25 protein-coding genes and 5 tRNA genes are annotated in these 26,290 nt (G+C 40.6%); 22 read left to right on the top strand and 8 right to left on the bottom strand.

The features are described 5' to 3' along the window. The first annotated feature begins 165 nt into the window (after positions 1–165). From ACSLUK_RS18880 to ACSLUK_RS18835, 10 genes are all read left to right on the top strand, one after another. The gene (locus ACSLUK_RS18880; protein ID WP_448550347.1) at positions 166–780 is read left to right on the top strand and encodes a 50S ribosomal protein L25/general stress protein Ctc; all 615 of its coding nucleotides are present in this window, start codon (positions 166–168) and stop codon (positions 778–780) included. A 19-nt stretch (positions 781–799) separates the two neighbouring features. Then, the gene (gene pth / locus ACSLUK_RS18875; protein WP_448550346.1) at positions 800–1,387 is read left to right on the top strand and encodes an aminoacyl-tRNA hydrolase; all 588 of its coding nucleotides are present in this window, start codon (positions 800–802) and stop codon (positions 1,385–1,387) included. A gap of 22 nt (positions 1,388–1,409) precedes the next feature. Continuing rightward, positions 1,410–2,501, top strand: a complete 1,092-nt coding sequence (gene ychF, locus ACSLUK_RS18870; RefSeq protein WP_448550345.1) for a redox-regulated ATPase YchF — start codon at positions 1,410–1,412, stop codon at positions 2,499–2,501. Between the two features lie 432 nt (positions 2,502–2,933). After that, entirely contained in the window at positions 2,934–3,281 is a 348-nt protein-coding gene (locus ACSLUK_RS18865; RefSeq protein WP_448550344.1) for a DUF3718 domain-containing protein, read from the top strand. Positions 3,282–3,407: 126 nt separating this feature from the next. After that, a complete protein-coding gene (locus tag ACSLUK_RS18860) occupies positions 3,408–3,755 on the top strand; it encodes a DUF3718 domain-containing protein (protein WP_448550343.1) in 348 nt (115 codons plus the stop codon). 308 nt (positions 3,756–4,063) lie between these two features. Further along, positions 4,064–4,140, top strand: a tRNA-Met gene (locus ACSLUK_RS18855). 8 nt (positions 4,141–4,148) lie between these two features. Further along, positions 4,149–4,233 (top strand) — tRNA-Leu (locus ACSLUK_RS18850). A 38-nt stretch (positions 4,234–4,271) separates the two neighbouring features. After that, positions 4,272–4,346, top strand: a tRNA-Gln gene (locus ACSLUK_RS18845). A 40-nt stretch (positions 4,347–4,386) separates the two neighbouring features. Further along, positions 4,387–4,461: transfer RNA gene (locus ACSLUK_RS18840), tRNA-Gln, on the top strand. Between the two features lie 59 nt (positions 4,462–4,520). Beyond that, positions 4,521–4,605 (top strand) — tRNA-Leu (locus ACSLUK_RS18835). A gap of 512 nt (positions 4,606–5,117) precedes the next feature. Here the strand turns inward: ACSLUK_RS18835 and ACSLUK_RS18830 are convergent. Then, on the bottom strand, positions 5,118–6,284 hold the full coding sequence (locus ACSLUK_RS18830) for an FAD-dependent monooxygenase (protein WP_448550342.1): 1,167 nt from the start codon (positions 6,282–6,284) through the stop codon (positions 5,118–5,120). Positions 6,285–6,485: 201 nt separating this feature from the next. Between ACSLUK_RS18830 and ACSLUK_RS18825 the strand changes: the two genes are divergently transcribed. From ACSLUK_RS18825 to ACSLUK_RS18790, 8 genes are all read left to right on the top strand, one after another. Continuing rightward, positions 6,486–6,935, top strand: coding sequence for a hypothetical protein (locus tag ACSLUK_RS18825; protein ID WP_448550341.1), 450 nt, complete (start codon positions 6,486–6,488; stop codon positions 6,933–6,935). Positions 6,936–7,035: 100 nt separating this feature from the next. Next, on the top strand, positions 7,036–9,762 hold the full coding sequence (locus ACSLUK_RS18820; RefSeq protein ID WP_448550340.1) for a ligand-binding sensor domain-containing protein: 2,727 nt from the start codon (positions 7,036–7,038) through the stop codon (positions 9,760–9,762). 159 nt (positions 9,763–9,921) lie between these two features. Beyond that, complete coding sequence (gene miaB / locus ACSLUK_RS18815; protein WP_448550339.1) at positions 9,922–11,367, top strand: tRNA (N6-isopentenyl adenosine(37)-C2)-methylthiotransferase MiaB; 1,446 nt, start codon at positions 9,922–9,924, stop codon at positions 11,365–11,367. Between the two features lie 13 nt (positions 11,368–11,380). Then, positions 11,381–12,433 (top strand): PhoH family protein, encoded by a 1,053-nt coding sequence (locus tag ACSLUK_RS18810; RefSeq protein WP_448550338.1) that lies wholly within the window; start codon positions 11,381–11,383, stop codon positions 12,431–12,433. Further along, a complete protein-coding gene (gene ybeY / locus ACSLUK_RS18805; RefSeq protein ID WP_448550337.1) occupies positions 12,434–12,886 on the top strand; it encodes an rRNA maturation RNase YbeY in 453 nt (150 codons plus the stop codon). Between the two features lie 130 nt (positions 12,887–13,016). After that, positions 13,017–13,895 (top strand): CorC family transporter, encoded by an 879-nt coding sequence (locus tag ACSLUK_RS18800; RefSeq protein WP_448550336.1) that lies wholly within the window; start codon positions 13,017–13,019, stop codon positions 13,893–13,895. A 22-nt stretch (positions 13,896–13,917) separates the two neighbouring features. Beyond that, positions 13,918–15,516 carry an apolipoprotein N-acyltransferase gene (gene lnt / locus ACSLUK_RS18795; RefSeq protein WP_448550335.1) on the top strand — a complete coding sequence of 533 codons (1,599 nt, stop codon included), beginning with the start codon at positions 13,918–13,920 and terminating at the stop codon, positions 15,514–15,516. Between the two features lie 16 nt (positions 15,517–15,532). Further along, a complete protein-coding gene (locus ACSLUK_RS18790; protein WP_448550334.1) occupies positions 15,533–17,194 on the top strand; it encodes an amidohydrolase in 1,662 nt (553 codons plus the stop codon). Positions 17,195–17,258: 64 nt separating this feature from the next. Here ACSLUK_RS18790 and ACSLUK_RS18785 read toward each other — a convergent pair whose 3' ends face one another. From ACSLUK_RS18785 to ACSLUK_RS18775, 3 genes are read right to left on the bottom strand one after another with little or no spacing between them, the layout of a single operon-like run. Continuing rightward, positions 17,259–18,026 carry an alpha/beta hydrolase gene (locus ACSLUK_RS18785; protein WP_448550333.1) on the bottom strand — a complete coding sequence of 256 codons (768 nt, stop codon included), beginning with the start codon at positions 18,024–18,026 and terminating at the stop codon, positions 17,259–17,261. A gap of 57 nt (positions 18,027–18,083) precedes the next feature. Beyond that, positions 18,084–19,052 carry a sensor domain-containing diguanylate cyclase gene (locus ACSLUK_RS18780; protein ID WP_448550332.1) on the bottom strand — a complete coding sequence of 323 codons (969 nt, stop codon included), beginning with the start codon at positions 19,050–19,052 and terminating at the stop codon, positions 18,084–18,086. Between the two features lie 3 nt (positions 19,053–19,055). Then, positions 19,056–20,216: a response regulator gene (locus tag ACSLUK_RS18775; RefSeq protein WP_448550331.1), complete on the bottom strand. Its 1,161-nt coding sequence runs from the start codon at positions 20,214–20,216 to the stop codon at positions 19,056–19,058. A gap of 170 nt (positions 20,217–20,386) precedes the next feature. On the opposite strand from ACSLUK_RS18775, the gene tpx reads away from it, so the two are divergent. Continuing rightward, complete coding sequence (tpx, locus tag ACSLUK_RS18770; RefSeq protein WP_448550330.1) at positions 20,387–21,079, top strand: thiol peroxidase; 693 nt, start codon at positions 20,387–20,389, stop codon at positions 21,077–21,079. Positions 21,080–21,371: 292 nt separating this feature from the next. Further along, positions 21,372–21,827, top strand: coding sequence for an Hsp20 family protein (locus ACSLUK_RS18765; protein WP_448550329.1), 456 nt, complete (start codon positions 21,372–21,374; stop codon positions 21,825–21,827). Between the two features lie 86 nt (positions 21,828–21,913). On the opposite strand, the gene ACSLUK_RS18760 is transcribed toward ACSLUK_RS18765, so the two are convergent. Further along, positions 21,914–22,702: an alpha/beta fold hydrolase gene (locus ACSLUK_RS18760; protein ID WP_448550328.1), complete on the bottom strand. Its 789-nt coding sequence runs from the start codon at positions 22,700–22,702 to the stop codon at positions 21,914–21,916. A gap of 211 nt (positions 22,703–22,913) precedes the next feature. Here ACSLUK_RS18760 and ACSLUK_RS18755 point away from each other — a divergent pair, with 211 nt between their 5' ends. Then, positions 22,914–23,702: an SDR family oxidoreductase gene (locus ACSLUK_RS18755; protein ID WP_448550327.1), complete on the top strand. Its 789-nt coding sequence runs from the start codon at positions 22,914–22,916 to the stop codon at positions 23,700–23,702. A 78-nt stretch (positions 23,703–23,780) separates the two neighbouring features. Here the strand turns inward: ACSLUK_RS18755 and ACSLUK_RS18750 are convergent, their stop codons facing one another. Then, positions 23,781–24,152 (bottom strand): MGMT family protein, encoded by a 372-nt coding sequence (locus ACSLUK_RS18750; protein ID WP_448550326.1) that lies wholly within the window; start codon positions 24,150–24,152, stop codon positions 23,781–23,783. Continuing rightward, positions 24,146–24,808, bottom strand: a complete 663-nt coding sequence (locus tag ACSLUK_RS18745; RefSeq protein WP_448550325.1) for an SDR family oxidoreductase — start codon at positions 24,806–24,808, stop codon at positions 24,146–24,148. Before ACSLUK_RS18745 ends, ACSLUK_RS18750 begins: the two co-directional genes overlap by 7 nt. Positions 24,809–25,006: 198 nt before the next feature. Here ACSLUK_RS18745 and ACSLUK_RS18740 point away from each other — a divergent pair, with 198 nt between their 5' ends. Continuing rightward, positions 25,007–25,558 (top strand): GNAT family N-acetyltransferase, encoded by a 552-nt coding sequence (locus ACSLUK_RS18740; RefSeq protein WP_448550324.1) that lies wholly within the window; start codon positions 25,007–25,009, stop codon positions 25,556–25,558. A gap of 435 nt (positions 25,559–25,993) precedes the next feature. On the opposite strand, the gene ACSLUK_RS18735 is transcribed toward ACSLUK_RS18740, so the two are convergent. Continuing rightward, on the bottom strand, positions 25,994–26,290 hold a 297-nt coding region (locus tag ACSLUK_RS18735), incomplete at its 5' end, for an HvfA family oxazolone/thioamide-modified RiPP metallophore (protein ID WP_448550323.1).

Genomic DNA, 26,290 nt, shown 5'->3' with positions numbered 1-26,290 from the left:
TTTACTTTAATTAGCCTTAACAAAAACTAGCTAACCCATACACATAATGTTATTATTCCGCGCCTTTTTTTATCGCCTAGTAAAAAATACAGGTTTATAGAAAAAGCATTCAAGCCATTCTTGGTCGCAAAGAATGGTTAATTCATTTTAATTTAGGAAATAAACATGACTGATTTATTTACATTGGACGCTGAAGTACGTACAGATTTAGGGAAAGGTGCGAGCCGCCGCCTACGTCACGCGAACAAAGTTCCAGCGATCCTTTACGGTGCTGGCCAAGAACCAGTTTCTTTAACGCTTGCGCACAACAAAGTTTTCCGTGCACAAGAAGAAGAAGCTTTCTACTCTCACGTTTTAACATTAAACGTTGACGGTAAGCCTGTTGAATGTCTAATTAAAGACATGCAACGTCACCCGTTCAAGCCTTTAATCATGCACTTAGATTTCTTACGTATTGATGCTTCTAAGAAAGTACACACTAACGTTCCAGTTCACTTCATCAACGAAGAAGCTGTAGCGAAAAAAGGTGCTTCAGTTGCTCACCACATCAATGAAATCGAAGTGACTTGTTTACCAGCTGATCTTCCTGAGTTCATCGAAGTAGACGTTGCTGATCTTGAAGTTGGTCAAACACTTCACCTTTCAGACGTTAAACTTCCACAAGGTGTTGAGTCTGTTGAACTAGGTAAAGGCGAAAGTCACGACCAAGCAGTTGTTACAGCAAACGCTCCTAAAGGTGGCGCTGCTGCAGACGAAGAAGAAGCTGCTACTGAAGAGTAATTTGAGGACTTTTCCTTAGATGACTATTCAATTAGTTGTGGGCCTGGGTAATCCAGGCCCCGAATATGAGCGAACTCGCCACAATGCGGGCGTTTGGTTCGTAGAAGAACTCGCCTCACGATATAACATATCGCTTCGTCCTGAAAAAAAATACTTTGGTTTGTATGGTAAAGGTGAAATAGGTGGTGAAACCGTTCATTTATTGGTTCCAACTACCTTCATGAACAGAAGCGGACAAGCCGTTGCCCCTCTCGCTAACTTCTATCGTATCCCAGTTGAAAACATCCTTGTTGCACATGATGAGTTAGACATGGAACCTGGCGTTTGTAAGGTTAAACAAGGTGGCGGACACGGTGGTCATAACGGCCTGCGTGACATAATTGCTCGCATGGGTAATAACAAAGAATTTTATCGATTAAGAATAGGCATTGGCCATCCTGGCCACAGAGATCGTGTAACAGGTCATGTGCTAGGCAAAGCACCTGCTACCGAACAAGAGGCTATTAATCAAAGCATTGACGAAGCCAGCCGTTGTTTCGACATCTGGCAAACTGATGGCATTAAGAAAGCGCAACAACGCCTACACTCATTCAAAGCAAGCGCGTAACATTTTTATATAGGTAACTAGTATGGGATTTAAATGTGGCATCGTTGGCCTACCCAACGTAGGTAAATCAACATTATTCAATGCATTAACTAAAGCAGGTATTGAAGCGGCAAATTTTCCGTTTTGTACTATCGAACCAAATACTGGCGTTGTTCCTGTGCCAGATCCTCGTTTAAACAAGTTATCTGAAATCGTAAATCCAGAGCGCGTAATCCCAACTACAATGGAATTTGTCGATATCGCAGGTCTAGTTGCAGGTGCATCAAAAGGTGAAGGTTTAGGTAACAAGTTTCTCGCGAACATCCGTGAAACAGACGCCATAGGTCACGTTGTTAGATGTTTTGAAAACGACAACATCGTACACGTTGCTGGTGGTGTAAATCCTGCTGAAGATATCGATGTAATCAATACAGAATTAGCTTTAGCTGACATGGATACTGCAGAACGCGCCATTACACGTCAGGCTAAAAAAGCGAAAGGTGGCGACAAAGACGCCAAATTCGAATTACCAATTCTTGAGAAAATTTTAGCGCATGTAGAAGAAGGCCATATGGTACGTTCTCTTGAACTGACCAAAGAAGAAAAAGCAGCAATCAAATACCTAAACTTCTTAACAATTAAGCCTACCATGTATATTGCCAACGTTAACGACGATGGTTTTGAAAACAATCCTTATCTAGATCAAGTACGCGATATCGCTGAAAAAGAAGGTGCCGTAGTAGTTCCAGTATGTGCTGAAATTGAAAGTGAAATTGCCGAGCTTGAAGATGACGAGCGTGATGAGTTTATGGCTGATATGGGCATTGAAGAACCTGGGTTGAATCGTGTGATTAATTCAGGTTACTCCCTTCTTCATTTACAAACTTATTTTACCGCTGGTGTAAAAGAAGTAAGAGCCTGGACAGTTAAGGTCAATGCAACAGCACCACAAGCGGCTGGTGTAATTCATACTGATTTTGAAAAAGGCTTCATTCGTGCAGAAGTTGTTGGATATGATGATTTTATCGAACACAACGGCGAATCAGGCGCTAAAGACGCAGGTAAATGGCGTTTAGAAGGTAAAGACTACCTTGTTAAAGATGGTGATGTTATCCACTTCAGGTTCAACGTTTAATTACGTACTATCTTTCAATTCTTAATTTATTTAAAAACACAAGCTTCATAAACTTGTGTTTTTATTTATCTATACCACACTTTATAGCAAGTGAATTAGAGAATTAATCACTTAACGAGAATAAAAAGGCTTAGGTGCTAAGCGTTGGTGCAATTAATAGTTAGTCCCTGATCAACATCAATACAAAAGCACATAGTCCATTTAAACTCGCCATTCGGGAGCTTATTAGTACACTGATAACTTCAGCAAACGAAAAGAATATGGAACAACTATATGATATTCATTTGCTGTGTTCAAAGAACACTAGTACAGCTCTAAGTGATTTATTTATTTCAATTGATATTAGTTGTGGAAAACCATGCTAGTCGGGCCTTATCAGTTTCCTGCTGCAAAGGCCTGTTGGTAATACAACAATAGTAACAAAGGTACAATATGAAAAAAGCACTTCTTGTTGGTTCATTAATGTTATCGGCACTAAACGTTTCGACCGCTTATGCTGATGACTCAATGTCTCTTAGAATATGTGAGTATATTCAAGCTAATGACAAACAACGCTTGCGTAATTTTTTAAAGCAAAAGAAGGTTAAGATCAGAAACATTTATCAAGATTTACTATGCAACAACGACAATATTCTTGTATTTGCAGCCAAATCAAACTCACTGGATGTGGGTGAATTCATCATAGGAAAACTTCCAAGCAAGTACGTTGCCAGTGAAATAGATAATATTACACAGCACTCTGCGCACCTTGCTGAGAAGGCAAAAGCACGCGTTAAGTAATTAGCTTTTAAAGTTTTGAATGAAGGCAGCGAATAGCTGCCTTTTTTGTTAATTTTGCAAGCAAATATTCAAATACCAACTACAATGAAAGTAATCTTTGTTGTAATTAAGATATTGGGGTATTTGATGATCGAAAAATTCACCATCGGCTTGATTTTTGCGTTTACTCTGCTCTTTCCCATTGAAAGCAAAGCATTCAACTTGTCGCAGACAATTTGCGAATACATTGCCGCTGACGATAAAAAGCGTTTGCGGAAACTCCAAAAAACAAACAAGTTCAAATTACGTAATGTATTCAAAGATATTCGCTGCAACGACGACAATATCTTAATATTTGCAGCCAAACAAAATGCAAATGACGTAGGAGAACTACTCATAAAGAAACTCCCTAAAAGCATCTTAATTGAAAATATGGGAGAACTTGAAAGCCATTCAGCGATATTAGCTGAAATTGCTAAAAAGCGTTCTGGCTAATTTATTAGACTACTTATACATATTGAACCACTACACATTTAACTGTGGGTTAAAGTGATCGTATAAATTTGAAGTGAGCTGTCCGCAACAGTAGCAATTGAGATAAGTGCGCATTGCAAAAACCCAATACCCTCACCATAATTGCTTTAATATTTAAAATCTCGGTTCAAAATGGCGTTATATCAGTCAAAATGCACACTCTTTAGGCAAACAGTCAAAAAGTCGTAAAAAACTGAAAAAAAACGGTTGACGAAGCGAAAGCAGATTTGCATAATACGCGCCACTTGCTGAGAGGCAAGATTGTAAATGGCTACATAGCTCAGCTGGTTAGAGCACATCACTCATAATGATGGGGTCCCAAGTTCAAATCTCGGTGTAGCCACCATTTACAACGCGGGAGTGGCGGAATTGGTAGACGCGCTGGATTTAGGTTCCAGTATCGCAAGATGTGAGAGTTCAAGTCTCTCCTCCCGTACCATTTTCTAGCAACATTTGTTGCGAAGAAAGTTACATTGTTGGGGTATAGCCAAGCGGTAAGGCAGCGGGTTTTGATCCCGTCATTCCAAGGTTCAAATCCTTGTACCCCAGCCACTTTCTTTTCGATATGTGCAATGTAACAAGAATATCCTGTTGGGGTATAGCCAAGCGGTAAGGCAGCGGGTTTTGATCCCGTCATTCCAAGGTTCAAATCCTTGTACCCCAGCCAATTTCTTACTAAGTATGTTAAGTATTTATTTACAGTACAAGGTAGAAAGCTATCACGCTGCGGGAGTGGCGGAATTGGTAGACGCGCTGGATTTAGGTTCCAGTATCGCAAGATGTGAGAGTTCAAGTCTCTCCTCCCGTACCATTTAGCGTGATGCAAAACAAAAGCAAGAACTCAAAACCTCGTTTAAACGTCCCACACTTATAATCACCACAAGTACACTACCCCAATTGACATTGTAATCTATGTAAGCATTACTCCAGTTTAGCGCTATCAATCTCAATCAATCCCTATTAGCAACTATTATACCAATCCGTATAAGAAATTGCTCTCTTAGCGAGAATTTAAAGGTTTAGAGGCAAGGCATTGATTGCAAAGAATGGTTATTCCCTTGTTAAAATCAATAACGCAGCATATAAGCCTTTAAAACTCGCCCTTCGGGAATGCATGGGCAACATGATAACTACACAAAATAAGCTTAATGTACGACTGCATGGATGCAGGAGGTAGAGCGACGCAGGATGCAGGAGGTAGAGCGACGCAGGATGCCAAAGCCGAGAACAACTATATCTACACTTATTTCGTTTATTCTAATGTCGCCCATGCCATTCTAAGTGGGCAATTCTTTATGCGGATTGGTATTAATGCTCGCAATATTACAAGCCGCAAGCATATGCCAGTGCCTTTTGTTTCAACTTACCAGAGCGATTAGCAACAAATAACCCTAAGTTTCTGATCAACTTAAACGGCCAGTGCTCATTACTAAATGTCAAATAAAAACTATCCATTGATGACATCATGGCGAGGTTGTCTGCTCGACGCTTACTTTGATAACGCTTCAATACACTTGGCTCATGCCAGCACTCATTATTTCCAATAGCTTCACTAATAACCTGACGAAGTGCTAAGACATCTTTGAATCCTAAATTTACGCCCTGTCCTGCCAATGGGTTAATCGTGTGCGCAGCATCACCTAGCAGCAGCACTTGGTTTTTCACATAAGCATTGGCATGTTGTCGAGTTAGTGAAAATGCCCCTTTGTCAATTACGTTGATTTTTCCGAGTTTCTTTGGAAACTTTTGCTGGATTTCGTTTGAAAGCGCATCGTTAGAAAGTAAAGAAAGTCGCTCAATTTCAGCTGCCTGATGATACCAGACCAGTGATGCCTGATTACCCTGTAATGGTAACATCGCCACCGGGCCAGTTGGCCTAAAATGTTGCCAAGTAATGTCTTGTTGAGGAAGTTCAGTCTCAACATGAATCAGCATAGCCGATTGTCCATATTGCCAACCTGTTACCCCAATACCAACCATGTCACGAACATTCGATCGAGCACCGTCAGCAGCTACCAATATGCGAGCGTGTAATTCCTCATTGTCGAGGGAGACATGTACCTGTTGGTTATCTTGTCGAATAGCCTTCACTTGTTGCGGGCTCTTAATGGTCACACGTGAGTGAGCAGTTAACTTTTCCCACAGAGCCAGTTGAATACACTTATTTTCAATAATGTGCCCTAAATGAGGTTGCTGAATCTCGCTCGCATTAAACTCAGCATAAGCAATTTCTTCTTCCCAAACCCCAAGTCTGCGATATGGAACAGCGCGCGTTTGATTTACCTTCGCCCAAACATCGAGCTGCTCCAGTAAAAATTGCGATCCTAAAGATATGGCTGAAACACGTAAATCATATGGTGAGTCTTCAACAAATGGCGTTGGTGTTTTTTGTTCGATAACGGCGATATTAAGTCCGAGTTCAGCCAGTGAAAGTGCAGCTGCTCCCCCAACCATACCACCACCAACCACGATGCAGTCAAAGTATTCCATATTCTTCTACAGTAATAGATATTAGTGCCGATATTTTAGCGAACCTACTCAATGAATACGATGATTATTTAATAATTAACGTCTTGTTTAGCATCACAAACTACATAAATTAAACTATTTTAAAATCAAATTAATCGGTTATACTGGCCAAGGCTATCTGAGCCGATGCATACCTACATAATATTAAAAAGGACAACAATTATGTCAGCATTAAAAGAAGAAGTAAGAGTTACCGATGACTTCAAGGTGGTTTATGATTTCACGGACAAGCCAAATAATACAAATCTAGTTGCACATGAAGATCGCGCTGTAATTGCTAAGATCAGAGCAGACCTTGTACTACCAGAAGACAAAATTCTTACCGTCGATATCGACTTCGATTCAGACAGTGGTTACCACGGCAACGTCATGATTGTAATGGACGATTTAGGTGTCGACTTGTTAGCAACCGCATTTGACGTCAAGTATGGTAAACAATACGGTGACGCTATACGCGAAGAATGGCACATCAGACAAAGCCCAAATGCACCTCGCAAGCCAACCTATATGTTAGTACGCAAGCCAAATGTTGGCGAAGAAATGCCTGCAGTGTTGAAAGGTTGTGGTGAAAGAAAACATCCACCTAAAGTATCACCAGATAGCATTGTTTAGTTTTTTTTCTACTTCGCAACGTATTCGTACGTTGCGATTAAAGCTCTTCAGTTTAATAATATTTTTATTTGTACAGCTTCCTCTTTTTGCGCAAGAGGAATTGTCATCGCTTTCTGACGTCTACCAAATCGTTGAAGGTAACGACGGGTACATTTGGCTAGCTGGTCAACGCGGCCTCATGCGCTATGACGATAATGAACTCATTCACTTTTCAAGCGCATCAATTGATTCAAATGTCCCTTTTATATGGATTAATGACATAGCACTTTACCAAGATTCGCTGTTAATCAGTACAGAAAACAACCTGCTGTGGGAATTTAACACGCGAACAAGCAAAGCAAGTAAACTCCCCATAAACGTTGGTGATATTAATATATACACTGCGATAAAACACAATGATTACTATATATTTGAATCTCGCGACGAAAAAAGTATTTATACTTTTGATAGCCAAAAAACGCAGACAAGCTTGTGTTGTCAAACACAAACAGGGGTAGTTTTTTTACAAACATCTGAACATATTTATTTCTATAACCGACAAGGGCTGCACCTGTTCGATTTGCAGACAAACAGTAGTTCGCCGATTTTTTCACAAGATGTAAAAGCAGCCTTAGTTATTGAAAATAGAATTTTTGCATTGACCCATGACGCGATACATATATTCGAAGGCAATGCCCTAATCGCTAAGCATCCTATATCTCCAAATACAGTGACAATAGCTGCTGCTAATGATAACCAATCTATTTTTGCATTGAGCGAAAACGGAAACATTAAACGACTTAGCTTGTCCCTTAATGAGCTAGAACATAGTTACCCCCATACAAAACTTAATAGCATTATTAAAGTCTTACATGACAGTTCAGATGCTTTATGGGTATTGACAAGCTCTGGTATCGAGCGCCTTACCGAAACGTCAATTACACATCATCCTTTTGATGTAGACATTGCCTCACAAAGTATCAGATCCTTTATTTTCCAAAATAGTGTCTTACTGACAAGTTTTGGTGCTGGGCTACATAGCCTCAACGCCAATCAAGAAAAAATAAGCCAATTAGTTAATCAACAACTCTCCGAGAATGGCTTGTATATATTTGATAGTGTAGAAGTTAATGGTGGTATTTATATTGCGACCTTTGACGGGCTTTGGTTTTATGATGAAATTAATGAGACAACAACAAAGGTTCCGGTAGAAACAGATAATCAAGTATTTTTAAAGCTCTATAAGCACAAACATCTACTTTATATTGCCACTGACAATGATGGCTTTTTTATCTACGATTGGCGTCAAAAACAAGTAGTACTGCATAAAGATAAATCAGCGCCTTTTAGTGCCGCAGAAGTTATCGATATATTGCCGTTGGTTAATGGGGATATTTGGCTGGCTACGAGTAAAGGGGTTGATGTGTACAATCGTGCTACCGACCAAATAACCACTGTTTTTGATAGTACTTCAAGTAAAGTTCTCTCCTTAGCTTTAGCAGACGATAAAATATTTGCTGCTACGCAAGGTAATGGAATACAGGTGTTTAATTTAAATAAAGAACGCCTATTTCAATTTGCAACGGGAATAAACTTCAGCTATATCCGTAGCAATGCTGGTGAAATATGGGCTCCATCACGACAGGGCTTATTTAGAATTGATGCCAAAAACTATAATATTCAAATGGTTTCTGGTACTCAGGACTACTCATTTACAGGTGAGCCCGTCTTTTTAAATAAGCGGGTTTATTTGGCGCACTACTCTGGCGTATTATCACTTCCTCTTAATCGTGACAGTAGTTTTGAATCGCCAATAAAAATCAGCAAAACAACGGTATCTGGCAAGTCTTACCTCAATAATAGGAGCATATTCATCGAGTCATCCAACGACGTAGTGCAATTGCAACTTGCCTCGCTCGATTATAGAGACGGCCAGCCCAAAAAGTTTCAATATAAGATTAATAACCATAGCTGGAACCAAATAAATGGAAATCAACTCACATTAACAGGTCTTGCCCCTGGAAAATACGACTTGAGCATCATGGGCACAAACAGTATGGGTCAATGGAGTAAGTACCGTGCTTACACCGAAATTGAAGTTGCCTACCCTTGGTATTGGACAGTTCACGCACGTATTATCTACCTCACCCTTTTAATAAGCACCATCACGTTTATTGTCTACCTGTTATTTTTGCGTGGTAGATCAATACATCATATTCATACTTTGTTGGCACAAGACATAAAGAGCAAAGGAAAATCAGCCCTTAATACCTCTCGTAACTTACAGTATTGTTTGGACTTACTCGAACAGCAACCGCTTGCTAAACAACTCAAGCGTTATGATGAAATTAGTCGCATCATTCGTGAGAGTATAAACGAATTAAGTACGAAAACTGATACTAATGAGCCAACGAGATTACTAGGCAAAGACCTTAGCGTCGCACTCCCCTATTTGGCGCGCTTTATTAAGAAAAAATACTACGTAAAACTCACTTACAATATAGATTTTGATGAAGATGCGCTGAATTATGAAATACAATCGGATGTCTATCGAATCATTTACGAAGCCCTAACATCAGCCATATTGAATGGTGAAGGTCGCAATTACCATGTTGCCATGCAGATATTTAAACAAAAGCTTTGGCTTACGCTGTCAGATGACACTAAAAGCTTTGTTTCTTTCAATAATAAGATCCATTTTGACATGTCTATTTACTATGTTAGACAAATCGCAAATAAATATAACGCCTCGGTTAACACCTTTGAGGATAAAGCGCAGGGGAGCCAGCTTGTTATAAGTTTCCCGTTAATGAATGTTGAAGCTTCCTCTGTAAAAATGCAGTATTAATAAGTGATTGTCATCTTCCATTACGAAATGTATTCCTGATAACTACCGACTTATACAAATAATTTGGCAGTCAAGCACAGACAAACTGGCTAATAACCAAAATAAAGAGTAAAATACGCCTCTTTTTTATTAGGCTGTAGAAATTTTAGGCAAGTATTGATGAGCAAGAAGTTATATATCAAAACATGGGGCTGTCAAATGAACGAGTATGACTCGCAGAAAATGGCAGAGTTATTAGACTCAACTCATGGATTGGAACTCGCAGAAGAGGCGGAAGATGCGGACGTAATCTTACTTAATACTTGTTCAATTCGTGAAAAAGCCCAAGAAAAAGTTTTCCACCAATTAGGGCGCTGGAAAAACCTAAAGGCTAACAACCCTGATCTCGTCATCGGCGTTGGTGGTTGTGTTGCTTCTCAGGAAGGTGATGCAATTCGACAGCGCGCACCATACGTTGATATGGTATTTGGCCCACAAACGCTACACAGATTACCTGAAATGATTAAACAGGTAACAACAAACCACACATCTGTCGTCGATGTTTCGTTTCCCGAGATTGAAAAATTTGACCGTTTACCTGAGCCAAAAGCAGAAGGCGCAACGGCATTTGTATCGATTATGGAAGGATGTAGCAAATACTGTACGTTTTGCGTAGTGCCATACACCCGTGGTGAAGAAGTGAGCCGACCGCTTGACGATGTATTATATGAAATCGCTCAACTAGCTGAACAAGGCGTACGTGAAGTAAACTTGTTAGGTCAAAATGTAAATGCATACCGAGGTGCGATGCACGACGGTGAAATTTGTCGTTTCTCAGAACTTATCCGATTAATCGCGACCATTGACGGTATTGACCGCATTCGTTATACCACTTCTCACCCAGTAGAATTTACTGACGACATCATCGAAGTATATAAGGATGTACCAGAGTTAGTTAGTCACCTCCATCTGCCTGTACAAAGCGGTTCAGATCGTATTCTTACGCAAATGAAACGCGGACATACGGCACTAGAATACAAATCACAAATTCGTAAGTTGCGTAAAGCTCGCCCTGACATCTGTATGTCATCTGATTTCATTATTGGTTTCCCAGGTGAAACTGACGATGACTTTGAAAAGACCATGGATCTGATCAAAGCCGTTGATTTTGACTTAAGCTTTAGTTTTATCTACAGCGCTCGCCCTGGAACACCAGCGGCAGACTTACCTGATGATATTAGCGAAGAAACGAAAAAACAGCGCTTACAAATTCTTCAAGACCGTATCAATCAGCAAGCATTACGTATCGCTCGCCAAATGCTGGATACAGAACAACGTATTTTGGTTGAAGGCCCTTCAAAGAAAAACCCTATGGAGTTGCGCGGTCGTACCGAAAATAATCGTATCGTAAACTTTGAAGCACCTCACAGTGTAATTGGCCAATTTGTCGATGTTAAGATTACAGATGTTTACGCAAATTCACTTCGTGGTGAGCTTGTGAGAACAGAAAAAGACATGGGACTACGTATCGCTCATTCTCCAGCTGATATTCTTGCAAATAATCACCATAGCCGCTCAGTTGCGAAGACTGACGAATTAGGTGTTGGCACTTTTGTTCCTGAATAAAACGGATTAACTCTTGAGTAAGAACAACAAATATACATTAAGCCTTACGCCTGCCGACAATGCGCGACAGGCGAGCCTATGTGGTCCAATGGACGACAATCTCAAAACCATTGAACGTCGTTTAGGTGTAGAAATAAGCTACCGCGGTAGTGATTTTAAGATCGTAGGAAACGAACCTAGTGCGCAGGCAACTGTGGAAATTCTCAAAAATCTCTACGTTGAAACGGCTACCGTAAAAGGCGAATCAGCAGTTATCAGCGATGAAATGGTTCATTTAGCGATACTTGGTGCCAATGTGTTAGAGCAAGCACCAACAAAAGTTGATGTAGACTATGAAAAAATGGTTACCATCAAGACTAAACGTGGTGTCGTTAAACCAAGAAATAAAAATCAACAAGCGTACGTGCAAAATGTACAAGTTAATGACATCAGTTTTGGCATTGGTGTAGCGGGTACGGGTAAGACATATTTAGCAGTTGCCTGCGCCGTGGATGCGTTAGAACGTCAAGAAATAAGACGTATCTTACTAACACGACCTGCCGTTGAAGCTGGTGAAAAGCTTGGTTTTCTACCCGGTGATTTGTCACAAAAAGTCGACCCATATCTTCGCCCTTTATATGATGCTCTGTTTGAAATGTTGGGTTTTGAAAAAGTTGAAAAACTCATAGAACGAAATGTTATCGAAATTGCCCCACTCGCTTATATGCGCGGCCGCACCCTAAATGACGCATTTATCATTCTTGATGAAAGCCAAAATACAACCGTTGAACAAATGAAAATGTTCCTAACACGCATTGGCTTCAATTCAAGAGCAGTAATTACCGGCGATGTAACACAAGTGGATTTACCGCGAGGCCAAAAATCAGGCCTCAGACACGCCATTGAAGTATTAGACAATATTCCGGGTGTCAGTTTTAATTTTTTCCAATCTAAAGATGTTGTGCGTCACCCTGTTGTCGCAAGAATCGTTGAAGCCTATGAAGCGCATGAAGAAAAAATAAAGCGACAGAAACAGGCAGAGCTTGATCGTAAAAGAGCGCCAAATAACGACAAGGATGAACAGTAAATGTCAATCAACGTTGATGTTCAAAATGCTTCCCACAACAGTCAGTTGCCCACAAACGAACAATTGCAATCTTGGGTTGAGTCGGTGTTGTGTCGATATGAGCGTTCGTTCGAGCTAACCATAAGAATAGTCGACGAAGATGAAAGTCAGGCATTGAATCACCAATATCGTGGTAAAGATAAACCCACAAATGTTTTATCGTTTCCCTTTGAAGTACCTGACGGCATTGAATTAGATTTACTGGGCGACATAGTCATTTGTGCCAATGTTGTTGAACAAGAGGCCAAGCAGCAAAATAAAGCACTACTCGATCACTGGGCTCATATGGTTATTCACGGATGTCTACACCTACTTGGCTACGACCATATTGAACCAGAAGAAGCAGAAGAAATGGAAGCAATCGAAATAACAGTGCTTTCCAAGCTAAATATAAATAACCCGTATGAATGCTAACTAGCTGATTAAATTATTAAAAATAGTCTATAGCAAACAATACATTAATTCCCCTCACAATTTACTTGAATTAATCTTAGTTAAACGACAAACTAAGCCTAAACAAAGATATAGGAAGATTTAAAGCTCTATGAGCGATGACCATCCCCACTCTAGCCACGGCGCTTCAGGCAAATCACTATTTAATAAAATAGTACAAATATTTACTGGAGAGCCGAAAAACAAAGAAGAACTGGTCGAAGTGTTAAATGACGCTGAAGACCGTGAACTGATCAAGCCTGAAACTAAGCAAATGATTGAAGGCGTTCTAGAAGTTTCAGACATGCGCGTAAGAGACATCATGATACCGCGTGCACAAATGGTTACACTTGACATTAACGATCCTTTTGATCGCTCATTGAGCATCATAGTTGACTCTGGTCACTCTCGATTTCCTGTCATAAACGAAGATATTGATCATGTTGAAGGCATTCTTCTGGCTAAAGATTTGTTGTCTTATGGCTTTAGCAAAGAAAATGAAGGGTTGGAGCTATCTTCAATCATTCGTCCCGCAATTATCATCCCAGAAAGCAAAAAAGTAGAACCCTTACTAAAAGAGTTTCGCTCGCAGCGTTACCATATGGCAATTGTAGTAGATGAATACGGTGGAGTTTCGGGCGTTGTGACCATCGAGGATATATTGGAGCTCATCGTTGGTGAAATTGAAGACGAAACTGATGATGAAATTGAAGAAGATATCAGACACCTTGCTGGTAATGTATACCAAGTTAAAGCACTCACTGAACTCTCTGATTTTAACTACTATTTTGCCACACAATTTGACGAAGAAAACGCTGACACAATTGGCGGTCTTGTATTGCATCAGTTTGGTCACATGCCTAAAAAAGGCGAACTCATGACTATTAACAAGTTTGAGTTTAAGATAACTTCTGCAGATGGCAGGCGTGTTCAAACCCTGCAAGTTACAATACCCAAAAATCACCAAATTAATGGTAAACAAAGCGATTAATTAAAGCGGTTATTGCTATTTTATGTTAGACAAAGTGCTTAAACGATACACCGCGATTGTGCTAAATAAACACCTGCTATATAGCTTTGTATTAGGCTTAAGCCTTGTCTTTGCCTATGCACCATTTTCACTATGGTGGCTTCCCTTTTTAATTTTGCCCGTATGGCTCCAACAGTTATTGAATATAACGCCACGTGAAGTCGCGAAACGTAGTTTTGCTTTTTCTTTAGGTTGGTTTGCTAGTGGTATTAGCTGGGTGCATGTCAGCATTGCACAATTTGGCGGTATGCCATTAATTGCCTCATTGTTACTCATGCTGGTGCTTTGCCTTTATTTATCAATATATCCAGCCTGTGCAGCGTTTTTATCCAGAAAATTTTCGTTTAGTAATCAAATAAATCTATGGCTGCTACCAGCTTTTTGGATGGGTTTTGAGTATTTAAGGGGCATAGTATTAACGGGCTTCCCTTGGCTATCGTTTGGTTATACACAAATCGACGGGCCGTTGGCCGTTGCAACGCCAATTATTGGTGAAGTGGGATTAACCTTTACGGTAATGTTGATAAGCGTCTTGATACTTCACCTCATTACTAGAACACAAATTAAACTCACGCTCGCAGCAGGTGCTGTCGTAGCTATTGCTATGGTAAATATTCCACAACATGGGTTTGTGACGTTGAATGGAGAAGTTACACGAGTAGCTCTAGTACAAGGAAATATCAAGCAAGAGCTAAAATGGCAGCCTGAATTACAATGGCCCACCATGTTAAAGTATATGGATTATGCACGCACAAATTATGATGCAGATGTCATTATTTGGCCAGAATCCGCAATCCCTGCATTGGAGCCGTTACTGTCAACGCAAGAGTTTCTTGATATGGCTGACCGCTCAGCGACATTGAACAAGAGCGCAATTATCACGGGTATTTTGAATTACAGGTATGATAGCAGACAATATTATAACGCCTTGATAGTGCTAGGAAATCAAGAAGCGTCAACATTGACAGATCCCGATGCTCCAATAGAAAACTATTACTACGACAACAAGAACCGCTATTACAAGAGCCACCTACTTCCCATTGGTGAGTTCGTGCCTTTTGAAGATTGGTTGCGCCCAATAGCCCCATTCTTTAACTTGCCGCACTCATCCTTTACTCGAGGTGACTATGTGCAACCAAACCTATTGGCAAATGGCCGCAAGTTTTTACCACTCATTTGTTTCGAGATAGCGTTTCCACATCAATTAGCAGCTAACTTTACCAACACTACAGATATACTGTTAACTGTCAGTAATGACGCATGGTTTGGTAATTCACATGGTCCTCACCAGCATATGGAAATTGCAAGAATGCGTGCCATGGAATTTGGTCGCCCACTCGTTAGAGCAACAAATACAGGTATAACCGCAACCGTTGATCATCAAGGTAAAATTATCGACATTGCCCCACAATTTCAAGAAGCGGTAGTTAAGTCCGAAATTCGTATGGTTGAAGGCACCACTCCATACAGTCAATATTGGCCATGGGTTCAATATGGCTTACCCCTAATTTATTTGTGCTTGTGTTTGATCATCAATGCTGTTCACTATATTCTGGTATCTAAGCGCTCACAAGTTATATAAATAAGAACATAACCAGATGAAAAAAATAAATATTTTGATGGCACTTTCAAGTGTTGCATGCGCCTTGCTAGCAGGAACTGCACTTGCAAAAACTACAGTTTATACCAACGTTAACGGCTATACCCTCGTCGATGGTGAACTTCGTAAATTTTCTCACATTCAGTTTACTAATGATGTCATCGACAAAACGTTCACGACATTAGACAAGCAACACTTACCTGACGACGTTGAAATTATTGACGGCAAAGGTAAAACGATGTTGCCCGGTTTAATTGATGCTCATGGTCACATCTTGAGCTACGGGCTTAGTTTACTTAGAGCAGATTTGAGCAAAAGTTACAGTGCTCAAGACGCAGTGCAGCGTACGTTAAAATACGCAGAAGCCAATCCTGAAATACGCTGGGTGCAAGGCCGAGGATGGAATCAGGAACTATGGCCGAAAAAGGCATTTCCAACCGCAAAAATGTTAGACCGTTTTTTCCCTGACAAAGCGGTATGGCTTCGAAGAGTTGATGGCCATGCTGGCTGGGCTAACAGCAAGGCTATGCAATTGGCTGGCATTTCAAAAGCAACGCAATCACCGGATGGCGGCGAAATAATCAAAGACAAACAAGGCATGCCAACAGGCATATTTGTCGACAATGCCATGTCATTGATTGAAAGCAAAATTCCACCACTTACGCAGAAAGAACAGCGTTTAGCACTCACCAAATCCATGCACTCCCTTGCTTCGTTAGGGATAACCAGTGTGCACGATGCCGGTATTGACAATAAGAACCTAGCATTGTTTGAACAACTAGCCAATGAAGACAAGCTGCCGATTCGCGTCAATGCAATGCTTTATCTTCCTACGACAAATTGGCAACAACGTCTCACAAAAGGCACATTTGTTACACCCGACCACAAGCTACAATTTAACAGTGTGAAAATCCAAGCCGATGGAGCGTTGGGTAGTCGTGGAGCAGCACTGATCAATGACTATAGCGATCAACATGGCCATAAAGGGTTGCTATTACATTCAGCAGATGATTTACAGCGCTACGTATCTTTTGCCATGCAGAAAGGCTTTCAGGTTAACACCCATGCCATTGGAGATGATGCCAATGCCAAGGTGTTAGATTTGTACCAAGCACTAATAGAAAGCACCAACTCTAAACATCTAAGGCACCGTATCGAACATGCTCAGGTGTTAAGACTGAGCGATATTCCTCGTTTTAGCGAACTAGGGATAATTGCCTCAATGCAAGCGACACACGCAACCAGTGATAAAAACATGGCACAAGATAGACTCGGAAAAGACCGCATACTCGGTGCCTATGCATGGCGAAAATTATTCGAAGCAAACGCCATAATCGCGGCGGGTTCAGACTTCCCAGTAGAGCCAGCTAATCCATTTTATGGCTTACATGCATCGGTAACGCGACAAGATAGAAACAATACACCCGAGAATGGTTGGATGCCAGAAGAAAAGATGACGCGCATTGAAGCCCTACGCACATTTACATCTGATGCTGCTTATTCAGGGCACCAAGAGCACTTACTCGGCGAGCTAACCTCAGGTAAAAAAGCTGACTTTATCTTAATAAACAATGACTTTTTTACAGTAAAAGATGAAGACTTGTGGAAGCTTCAAGTGGATGAGACTTGGGTCGACGGACAGGTTGTATTCAAACAATAATCAATTCATTCACGCTCATAATAATGACAGCAGATAATTGTTTTACTGCTGTCATTTGTCGATTCTAATCATTTAAAAATGCGTTGATTGTTGGGTAATACACGCTATTTAAAGAGATATCATTGTGAAATGCGCCATAAACAATGACACTCTGAGTAATGTTTTGAGGCAGCGCTTTAATCAAGTTATCCGAGTGTCGCCGATGAATAACTTCGTCATGCTCTGCAATTAAGATAAGTACTCGTCCCTGAATATTCGATGCGTAGATAGCGGAGTTAAACTGATCTTTCAACATGAGCGACATAGGATAAATGGGAAACTGCCTTTGGGCAACGCTAAGAATACTGTCAAACGGGGTTACCAACACTAACTTATTCACTGTTCGCTTTGACGCTACATAAGCTGCAACGCCACTTCCCAAGCTTCTACCAATAACTACCACCGCTTCGTAGCGTGACGCAAGTTCATCAAACATCAACAATGCATCAGAGAATAGCGCAGACTCTGTCGGAGTACCTGAACTGCCACCGTAGCCTCTGTAGTTGACAAAATACTGTGCATAATTTGCCAACTGATGTTGGAATTCTCTTGCCGTGTAAACGACTGACTCTGCATTACCACCAAAATAGAGGAACGCTGTTGGGCGATCTTGGTTTAGGGCAATACTTTTTATTTCGTTTCCTTCATTGTTTACGATAAATTCATCAAACTCATGCGTTATTGGCGATGAAGGAAAATAAATAAAACTGCGTTGAAATAAATAAAGTAAAGCCCCTAAGCTTATATAAAAAATCAAGATATTTGAAATAAACGTGATGATGGTTTTACTCATATGCAAAGACGACACTCAAATAAATTGCCATACCAAGATATTAGTGAATGTCTAATGCTAACTACACTGCTTTACATGCAGCGAAATTTTATTTTTGCCGGTTTGTTTTGAGCGATACAAAGCGCCATCAGCGCATTCTATCCACGCCTCATGACTCTTAATGCTGCCATCAACTTCAGCAATCCCGATGCTAATAGTTCGTTGCACTTCAAAGTCATTAATCTTTAACGTTGCAGACGCTACCTCTGCGCGAATACGCTCTGCAAAAATCTTCGCATCTCCCAAGGCGGTATCAGGTAGCAGTATTGCAAACTCTTCCCCACCGTAGCGTCCAGACACATCTGTTTCTCTAATATGTGACTGGATAACACCTGAAATGTACTTAATGACTTCATCCCCTACCAAATGACCATATTGATCATTGATTGATTTAAAGTCATCAATATCTAACATCACTAAACTGCTAGGATTATGGCTACGTGTCCAACGCTTAAACTCAGCTTTAAGGCAAGTCTCCCAATGGCTACGATTAAACAATTTAGTTAAACCATCTGTTTGACTCAATATGGCCAATGCAGCATTAGCACTTTCTAACTCTAATTTATGAACGGCATTATCAGTGACATCGTACACGATTAAGCACAAATGAGTCACTTGACCTGTTGCGGACATCAATGGGATAAATGTCGTATTTTGATACATGAAATCAGCAGTCCCCGTTATTGGGCGATAATTCAAAAATCGAAACAAATAGGGACGCTGTTCCCAAATAGTAAATGCCTTGTTCTTAAGCAAGAAAACTGATTCTGCTTTTCTTCTGAACCAATCTTCAGGGATTTCATTGAATAAGCTAAACAATACTTGATCTTTAACTTCTCTTGGTAACAGCCCACTATGATTTTCCATAAAGCCGTTCCAAATTTGAATTTTGTAATCTCGGTCTAACACCACTAAGCCAACGTCGATGTTATGAAGCATCTCCATCAACCAGTGCAGCTCATTTAGTTGTTCGGTCTCTAACGACATAAATTAATCCAATAAGTAAGCAATTTTGTTGTTGAGTGTCTTCATTGACTCTTCGGTAAATAGCAGTAGCAAATCACATTTGATTGGATAATTTTCAATGCTATAGCTAATTTCGATCGCTAATGTGCGTTTCCACTTGGTCGAGTTCGTAGCAATTAACTCTGATATTTGCCGATGTTGGCCAAGCACAACAGGATGTCCTTGACTGAAAGGCATATCTAATTGGTTTGAAATGCCGTTTAAACATGCGCCAATCAACACATTGGCTAAGTCCATTAGCAGCTCGAGCTCTGTCCCTTCATCGTGCTCATACTGATAATTCATTAATGAGGCGACATCCTTGAAGCTAGAGTCATTTAGAATTAATAAAGCTTCTCCCGAGATTCCTGCGCCAATAAAGCCCTGACAAATACCTGACGTACTTTCATGCGCTTCTACCGCTGAAAGTGCCATGCTTAATTCACTCACTTCGATTAGGTTTACATTAGGTATTGGCAGCAATACAAAAACATCTAACAATCGAGCCAACAAATCACCTGCCTGCCCCATCGCTACGTTCGCAATTTCCTGATAGCAATCTCTCAGATCAGGTTCTAAATGTTCAATGCTACTTTCTTCTGAGGTAGACTCAGGCGGCATAGTCGCCTTTAAGTCGATGGGTTTTGTGGTTGCTGGTGACGAAGCCTTTGGTGGAACCGTACTACTCACAGTTGTTTTCACTGGTGCACTTATAGGCGGCGTCGTTTTAGCCCCTACTACCGACTTATCTATCTCATTTTCTGTTGGCGCGTCTTCTCGAGTAAATACACCATAGGCGAGTAGGATTTCAGTAAGCTTTTGTTTATTGACAGGCTTTTGAATAAAATCTAACGCTCCCATGCTAGTAACACGTTGATGCGCTTCGGGCTGAATATCACCTGAGATAACAATTACCAATGTTGGCAAATCTTCTTTAACGATGGTTTCGAGAACTTCGTAGCCATCCATTACTGGCATATTTAGATCAAGTAGCAACACATCGCCTTTGCCGGCTTTAATCGCCTCAATGCCTTCTTTTCCGTTAGTGGCGAAACTAATTTCCACTTCCCAATCGTCAGGTAATGATCGCGCAACTTGTTTGCGAGCCATATTGGAATCATCACATATAAGTAATCGTGTTGACATAGATACTTTCAGTCCTCTAGCTGGCGCTTGGATACTACTACTGGAGCGAATATTCTAGTATTTTCTTAGATATAACAATAGCTAAATTTAGAAAGAAAGCATAATTAATAGCTATTTAAATTCGAACTGGTTAAGCTATCGACCATTAATAACAGAGAGAATTTTACCCAATGAGACGCGTAAAAAAATTAACCACATTTGCTACTGCTGTTTTGATGGCTGTGGCGTCACAATCGCCATTACACGCGAAAGAGACTCAACCCGAAACCACTGATTTAGTAAAAGCAGGCAATAAATTTGTTACTTTACTTGGTACGCAGGTTGCGCAAGGTCAACAAGCGCCTAATTTTCGTGTTGTTGACGAAAAATTTTCTCCTGTACAACTGAGCGATTTCAAAAACAAGACGGTGTTGATTTCCGTCGTACCGAGTTTAGACACTGGCGTATGTTCGCTGCAAACAAAACGATTCAATGAAGAAGTAGCCCAATTAAGTGAGGAACTTGTAGCGCTCACAATCAGTAATGATTTGCCCTTTGCGCAGAAGCGATTTTGCCAAACAGAGAAAATTGAACGCCTATTGGTGCTTTCCGATAGTGTTTGGCGAGACTTTGGCCAGAATTACGGGCTATTAATCAAAGACATGGGACTGCTGACTCGTGCCATTTTCATCATTGATAAGGATGGAAATATTGCTTACAAAGAACTTGTTGAGAACATTTCTAATCACCCTAATTATGAAGCAGCATTAGCCTCATTACGCGAACTTGCATCACCTCAGCCATCTGAAGAAGAGATAGAGGTAGAGACAGCACCATCGCAAGATGATAAAGCGCAAGATGAAGACGATACCTCTTCGAAATAAGCGACGACAAAACTTTACACCAAAATTTAAAATGCCAAATAACAATAACTTATAAAAAAAGTTAAAAATATTTGGCTTTTTTTCTTGAAATAAAAAAGCCTCACCCCATCTATTATTCTGTAGACGCCTTATGAAGGGTTTACATAAACCGCCTGTTCAAAATGAAAGGCACACTTAAAGGTTTATTAAGTAATAATAGAGTCTGTGCGTGTGAGTAAATCACAGCCAACATTTCACTCTATTTACGCGATAAACCAAAACATATTGCTAACTTATTAATAGGATATGAATTATGCGTACAACGACAGATTTCAGCCCACTTTATCGTTCATTTATTGGTTTTGACCACTTAGCTGGTTTAATTGACAAAGCTTCACGAGCAGATAAACAATCTTCTTACCCTCCGTACAATATTGAATTGTTGGCTGAAGACCAATATAGAATTACTATGGCGGTTGCTGGTTTTGCAGAATCCGAACTTGAAATAGAATCTAAGCAAAACACACTGATCGTCAACGGCAACAAGGTTGCTGACAATGAAAAAACTAGCCGTAAATTTTTACACCAAGGTATTGCCGAACGAAATTTTGAACGAAAATTCCAGTTGGGTGATCATGTAAAAGTAATTGGCGCTTTCATGGAAAATGGCTTGTTACACATCGATTTGCAACGTGAAATCCCTGAGGCTTTAAAACCGAGAAAAATTGCAATAAATGGTAAAAGCTTACTCGAGGACAACGACAAATAAACTCACCTTTTTCATGTTTTTCCCTGATCTTTTGCCCAGCTAATTTAGCTGGGCTTTTTTATTGAACTAGAACGCCTAGCATCACTCTATTTTGACACTGCCTCTACGGTTTCAATAAACCTTGCAATACGCGGCTGCACAATATCTGATTGATTAACTGGCCCCATATGCCCAACGTCTAAATGTTCAATCGTAGCATTAGGCAAATAATCCACAATCAACTGCGCTAAATGTCTGCTCAGTGCTGGACTTTGCTTACCTGCAAGCATCAGTACAGGAAAACACAAAGTGGCTAATTCAGCTAATGTATATGTTTCAGTGGTTAGCGCTAAAAAGTCTTGGTTAACTGACGTCATATCATTTGCCATCAGTTGTTTTAATTTATCAGGAAGCTCGGCATAAAAGCCCGGTCGATTCCAGAAGTTTGTAAAAATTTCTGCTGCCTTTGCACCTTCATGAGTAGCAACATCTCTTGCAAAATCGTCTGCCACGAGCCTAAACCGAGAGCCTTGTTCGAGTAAATGAAAAGCAACGGGTTCAAATAACGTGAGCGACTTAACATATTCTGGATATTCAACAGCAAATTTTAACGCAACAGCACCACCGCACGAGTGCCCCACCAAATGGACAGGTGTGTTTATTTGCTGTTCATTGAGCAATTTCAAGATCCGTTTAACTTCTAAATCGAAACGATAAACCTGCCCTTCCTGCAATTTTGCAGCGCTACCATATCGTAATAAATCTACATGAAAAAACGAAAATGCATGCTTTAGCTGAGATGAAATTGGCAGCCATTGCCTCCCAGAGCTCAACGAACTATGCAAGGTAATTACGGCAGATCCTTTTCCACACTGATATATACCGGTATCGGTCATTTGCCCCTCTCTATATTACTTTGGCTCGGTGATTATCCTTATCAACATACCGATGTCAAAAATTTCATACACTCATCGAGATATGGGTTGCCTTACGGTTGTGACAATAATGGTACTTTGTGATACAAAACAGGTAAGAAGAATAATTAATACCCAGTGAATTTAATATTTATTTCTCTTGGTATTACTAATAACTAAACATGGAAAAATCATGGACATTAATTTACGTGGAAAAAACGCCTTAGTATGTGGCAGTAGCCAAGGAATAGGCAGAGCTTGTGCCATTGAGCTTGCCAGTCTTGGCGCAAATGTAACATTATTTTCAAGAAATAAAGCATCACTTGAAAAAGTGTTAGCTGAATTAGACACGAGCCTACAGCAGAAACATCAAGTACTGGTTGCAGACTTTGCCACCCCAGATGAGGTACTAAGTGTAATTACGCAACACGTGGCAAATAATAATGACTATCAGATTCTCATTAACAATACCGGTGGACCTGCACCTGGTCCTGCAAACTCTGCGCAGCCACAAGCTTTCACTGATGCATTCAATTTACACCTAGTCTCTAATCATCATTTAGTGCAAACGTTATTAGCTGGCATGAAACGAAGCAACTATGGGCGCATCATAAACGTGATCTCGACATCAGTTAAACAACCTCTACTAGGTTTAGGCGTTTCCAATACCATCCGTGGTGCGGTAGCAAGTTGGGCTAAAACCCTAGCCAATGAGCTTGGTGAGTTCAATATCACGGTAAATAATGTACTCCCAGGAGCTACTGCAACAGCCAGACTTGACGCGATTATTGAAGGTAAAGCTAAGAAGCAGGGAATTACCATTGAACAAGCCACTGAAAATGAAAAACTAACGATACCGATGAGAAGGTTTGCCGAGCCAGAAGAATTTGCTGCTGCAGCGGCCTTCCTCGCCTCACCAGCAGCAGGCTACATAACGGGTATCAATTTACCGGTAGACGGTGGCCGCACATCCTGCCTTTAACAAGCTTCGACTAAAGCATGAAGTTACGCGGTGGCAATTTATTATTACCACCGCGCTCAATAAACGTAGTATTAGTCGTTAGTAATTCAGTTCATACAAGAGTTCTGAAAGCGCGGGTTGCCACTGAAACGTTTTAAGCGCAATACGCCCATTTTTCACGATCACCCCCTCTTCTAAAAGGCTCTGCCGTTGTTGTTCAAATGAATCACTCCCCACCGGCAGCGATATTTTCCCCTGTGAATTAATCACCCGATACCAAGGAACATTAGCACCTTGCCAGCCAGTTGAAGGAACCATCCCCAGCACCTTGCCAACCATGCGAGCACGCCCTGGCAGTCCTGCTAGGTCAGCCACTTGGCCATATGTCGCTACTTTGCCTACTGGAATAAGTTGCGTTACTCGCCAAATAGCGACGTGCTTCGGGTTAAAGTGTGCATCATTTGCTACCAAGGTAAAATTTCACCATTTGAATGCTTAAATGTGCCGCTGTCTGCCATAGTTTGGCATTCAATCAAGTTTACTAATCTTCCTGCGCATTCGGTTGCACTGATATCACCGCCATGGTTGACCATATCAGTTTGCACATAACCTGGATGATATATGCCAACTGAGACAGCTGCATCTGACAAATCTTTCGATAATGACATTGACGCAGCATTTAGTGCGGCTTTTGACATGCGATAACCATAGCGCCCACCCGAACCATTGTCCGCGATAGAGCCCATGCGCGATGTGATCATCGCAACTTTTGCTCCCTCAAAAAGCTGATGACGTAGCGCATCAACTACAACCAATGGTGCAATCGCGTTAACTTGAAATTGTTCCAAAATAGTCTCAGTGTTTATACTACCTAGCTGTTCGTTACGTAAAATTCCCGCGTTACACACTAAGATGTCAATGCTGATCCCTTCTAAAGCGTTAACCATAGTTTGAATACCTTGTTCTGTTGCCACATCAACGCCTTCAATAACATTAACGCCTAAAGAAGCAAGTTGCTCTGATGTTTGACGACACAAGCCATAAACCTGATACGATTTTTCATGAAAAAGCTTCGCCATAGCAAAGCCAATGCCTCTATTTGCGCCAGTAATTACGACATTTGTCATAGTAATTTCTCTCCCGATATACTCAAACAATGAGCCTAGCCCATATTTGGTTAATACCAATCCGTATAAACCAAGCGATTATGTGACAAAATTATATCCTATTGTTTTTTAACTGCTAATGAAAGTTTTGCGAAGGTTGGCAAAATCAACTAACTTATGTCGTCAAATTGCGTCCCGTTTAGAAACTAAGTGACTGAAATGGTAAATAAACCCCCTTTATTAACAATGCAGACATTGCACAGCGACAGGATTCGCTTGGATTTGATGACTCATGATGACTGGCCTCACTTTCTATACCTACAAACAAACCCTAAACTGATGACATACATCCGGCCAATATTACCGGAATCGACGATTAGAGAAATGTTTGAATTACGCACAGCGCCAATTACATGGACAGAACAACGCTGGTATGCGTTTGTTATTCGCGAAGCTAACAGTGATACGTTTCTAGGCAATATTGCATTTAAAATTGTTGATACGGACAATGCCAGGGCAGAAATTGGCTATTTAAGCCATGAAAACGCTCAAGGCAAAGGTTACATGACCGAAGCCGCAACTTGTCTAATCCACTTTTTATTTAATGAATTAAACATGAAGAAAGTGATAGCACAATGCGCTACAAAAAATATTGGTAGTTGGAAAGTAATGGAAAAAATTGGGATGCAACGCGAAGGTGAACTTAAAGCCAACCAATTTCTCAATGGCAAATGGTACGATTCTTACTACTACGGTCTAGTTAACGCGTAACTAATGATGCGGTATTGATTAGAAATCTGTCTAATTGCTGTAAAAAACCACAAACTGTTAATTTCCGGTCTACCTTATACACACGAAAATGCATTGGAAAGCGCTTCTTTTTCAAGAAATATTACCGCAATTTTTGACAGGAAAGTACTTTCAATTATCAGTACTACTTGCTGAGGTGATCAATTTAAACTTGCACCCTTCACAATCGCGATACAAGCACCGTCACGACGCTTGCCTAATGTATAAATCGATAGAATCTGCTGGACGATTAAGGCATTTTCAGTGGTAGTCAAGCAGCTCAAGTCATGCATGATTCTTAGTTTACTTCCTAACAACAATATTTGGCTGAATGCTGATTAAATACCCCAAAAAAAAGCCAGTTTTCATTGAGCTGGCTTTGTATCTTTCAAATTTATCGTTTATGTAGCGATTAAATTAGCCGCCGCATTTTTTGGTTTTGCTTTCACCACATTTGCCTTCGCCACACTTACCTTTCTTGGCTTTACCTTCGCCGCATTTTCCTTCGCCACATTTGCCTTTGGCTTTACCTTCGCCGCATTTTCCTTCGCCACATTTGCCTTTGGCTTTACCTTCGCCGCATTTGCCTTCGCCACACTTGCCTTTGGCTTTACCTTCACCGCATTTGCCTTCGCCACATTTGCCTTTGGCTTTACCTTCACCGCATTTGCCTTCGCCACATTTGCCTTTGGCTTTACCTTCACCGCATTTGCC

The organism is Thalassotalea fusca (assembly GCF_053485835.1).
This window is presented reverse-complemented; position numbering and strand designations above follow the sequence as displayed.

Bases quoted from the DNA above. Each gene is read 5' to 3' on its own strand.
- ACSLUK_RS18880 (WP_448550347.1), top strand. From the start codon at position 166: ATGACTGATTTATTTACATTGGACGCTGAAGTACGTACAGATTTAGGG.
- pth (WP_448550346.1), top strand. From the start codon at position 800: ATGACTATTCAATTAGTTGTGGGCCTGGGTAATCCAGGCCCCGAATAT.
- ychF (WP_448550345.1), top strand. From the start codon at position 1,410: ATGGGATTTAAATGTGGCATCGTTGGCCTACCCAACGTAGGTAAATCA.
- ACSLUK_RS18865 (WP_448550344.1), top strand. From the start codon at position 2,934: ATGAAAAAAGCACTTCTTGTTGGTTCATTAATGTTATCGGCACTAAAC.
- ACSLUK_RS18860 (WP_448550343.1), top strand. From the start codon at position 3,408: ATGATCGAAAAATTCACCATCGGCTTGATTTTTGCGTTTACTCTGCTC.
- ACSLUK_RS18830 (WP_448550342.1), bottom strand. From the start codon at position 6,284: ATGGAATACTTTGACTGCATCGTGGTTGGTGGTGGTATGGTTGGGGGA.
- ACSLUK_RS18825 (WP_448550341.1), top strand. From the start codon at position 6,486: ATGTCAGCATTAAAAGAAGAAGTAAGAGTTACCGATGACTTCAAGGTG.
- miaB (WP_448550339.1), top strand. From the start codon at position 9,922: ATGAGCAAGAAGTTATATATCAAAACATGGGGCTGTCAAATGAACGAG.
- ybeY (WP_448550337.1), top strand. From the start codon at position 12,434: ATGTCAATCAACGTTGATGTTCAAAATGCTTCCCACAACAGTCAGTTG.
- ACSLUK_RS18800 (WP_448550336.1), top strand. From the start codon at position 13,017: ATGAGCGATGACCATCCCCACTCTAGCCACGGCGCTTCAGGCAAATCA.
- lnt (WP_448550335.1), top strand. From the start codon at position 13,918: ATGTTAGACAAAGTGCTTAAACGATACACCGCGATTGTGCTAAATAAA.
- ACSLUK_RS18790 (WP_448550334.1), top strand. From the start codon at position 15,533: ATGAAAAAAATAAATATTTTGATGGCACTTTCAAGTGTTGCATGCGCC.
- ACSLUK_RS18785 (WP_448550333.1), bottom strand. From the start codon at position 18,026: ATGAGTAAAACCATCATCACGTTTATTTCAAATATCTTGATTTTTTAT.
- ACSLUK_RS18780 (WP_448550332.1), bottom strand. From the start codon at position 19,052: ATGTCGTTAGAGACCGAACAACTAAATGAGCTGCACTGGTTGATGGAG.
- ACSLUK_RS18775 (WP_448550331.1), bottom strand. From the start codon at position 20,216: ATGTCAACACGATTACTTATATGTGATGATTCCAATATGGCTCGCAAA.
- tpx (WP_448550330.1), top strand. From the start codon at position 20,387: ATGAGACGCGTAAAAAAATTAACCACATTTGCTACTGCTGTTTTGATG.
- ACSLUK_RS18765 (WP_448550329.1), top strand. From the start codon at position 21,372: ATGCGTACAACGACAGATTTCAGCCCACTTTATCGTTCATTTATTGGT.
- ACSLUK_RS18760 (WP_448550328.1), bottom strand. From the start codon at position 22,702: ATGACCGATACCGGTATATATCAGTGTGGAAAAGGATCTGCCGTAATT.
- ACSLUK_RS18755 (WP_448550327.1), top strand. From the start codon at position 22,914: ATGGACATTAATTTACGTGGAAAAAACGCCTTAGTATGTGGCAGTAGC.
- ACSLUK_RS18745 (WP_448550325.1), bottom strand. From the start codon at position 24,808: ATGACAAATGTCGTAATTACTGGCGCAAATAGAGGCATTGGCTTTGCT.
- ACSLUK_RS18740 (WP_448550324.1), top strand. From the start codon at position 25,007: ATGGTAAATAAACCCCCTTTATTAACAATGCAGACATTGCACAGCGAC.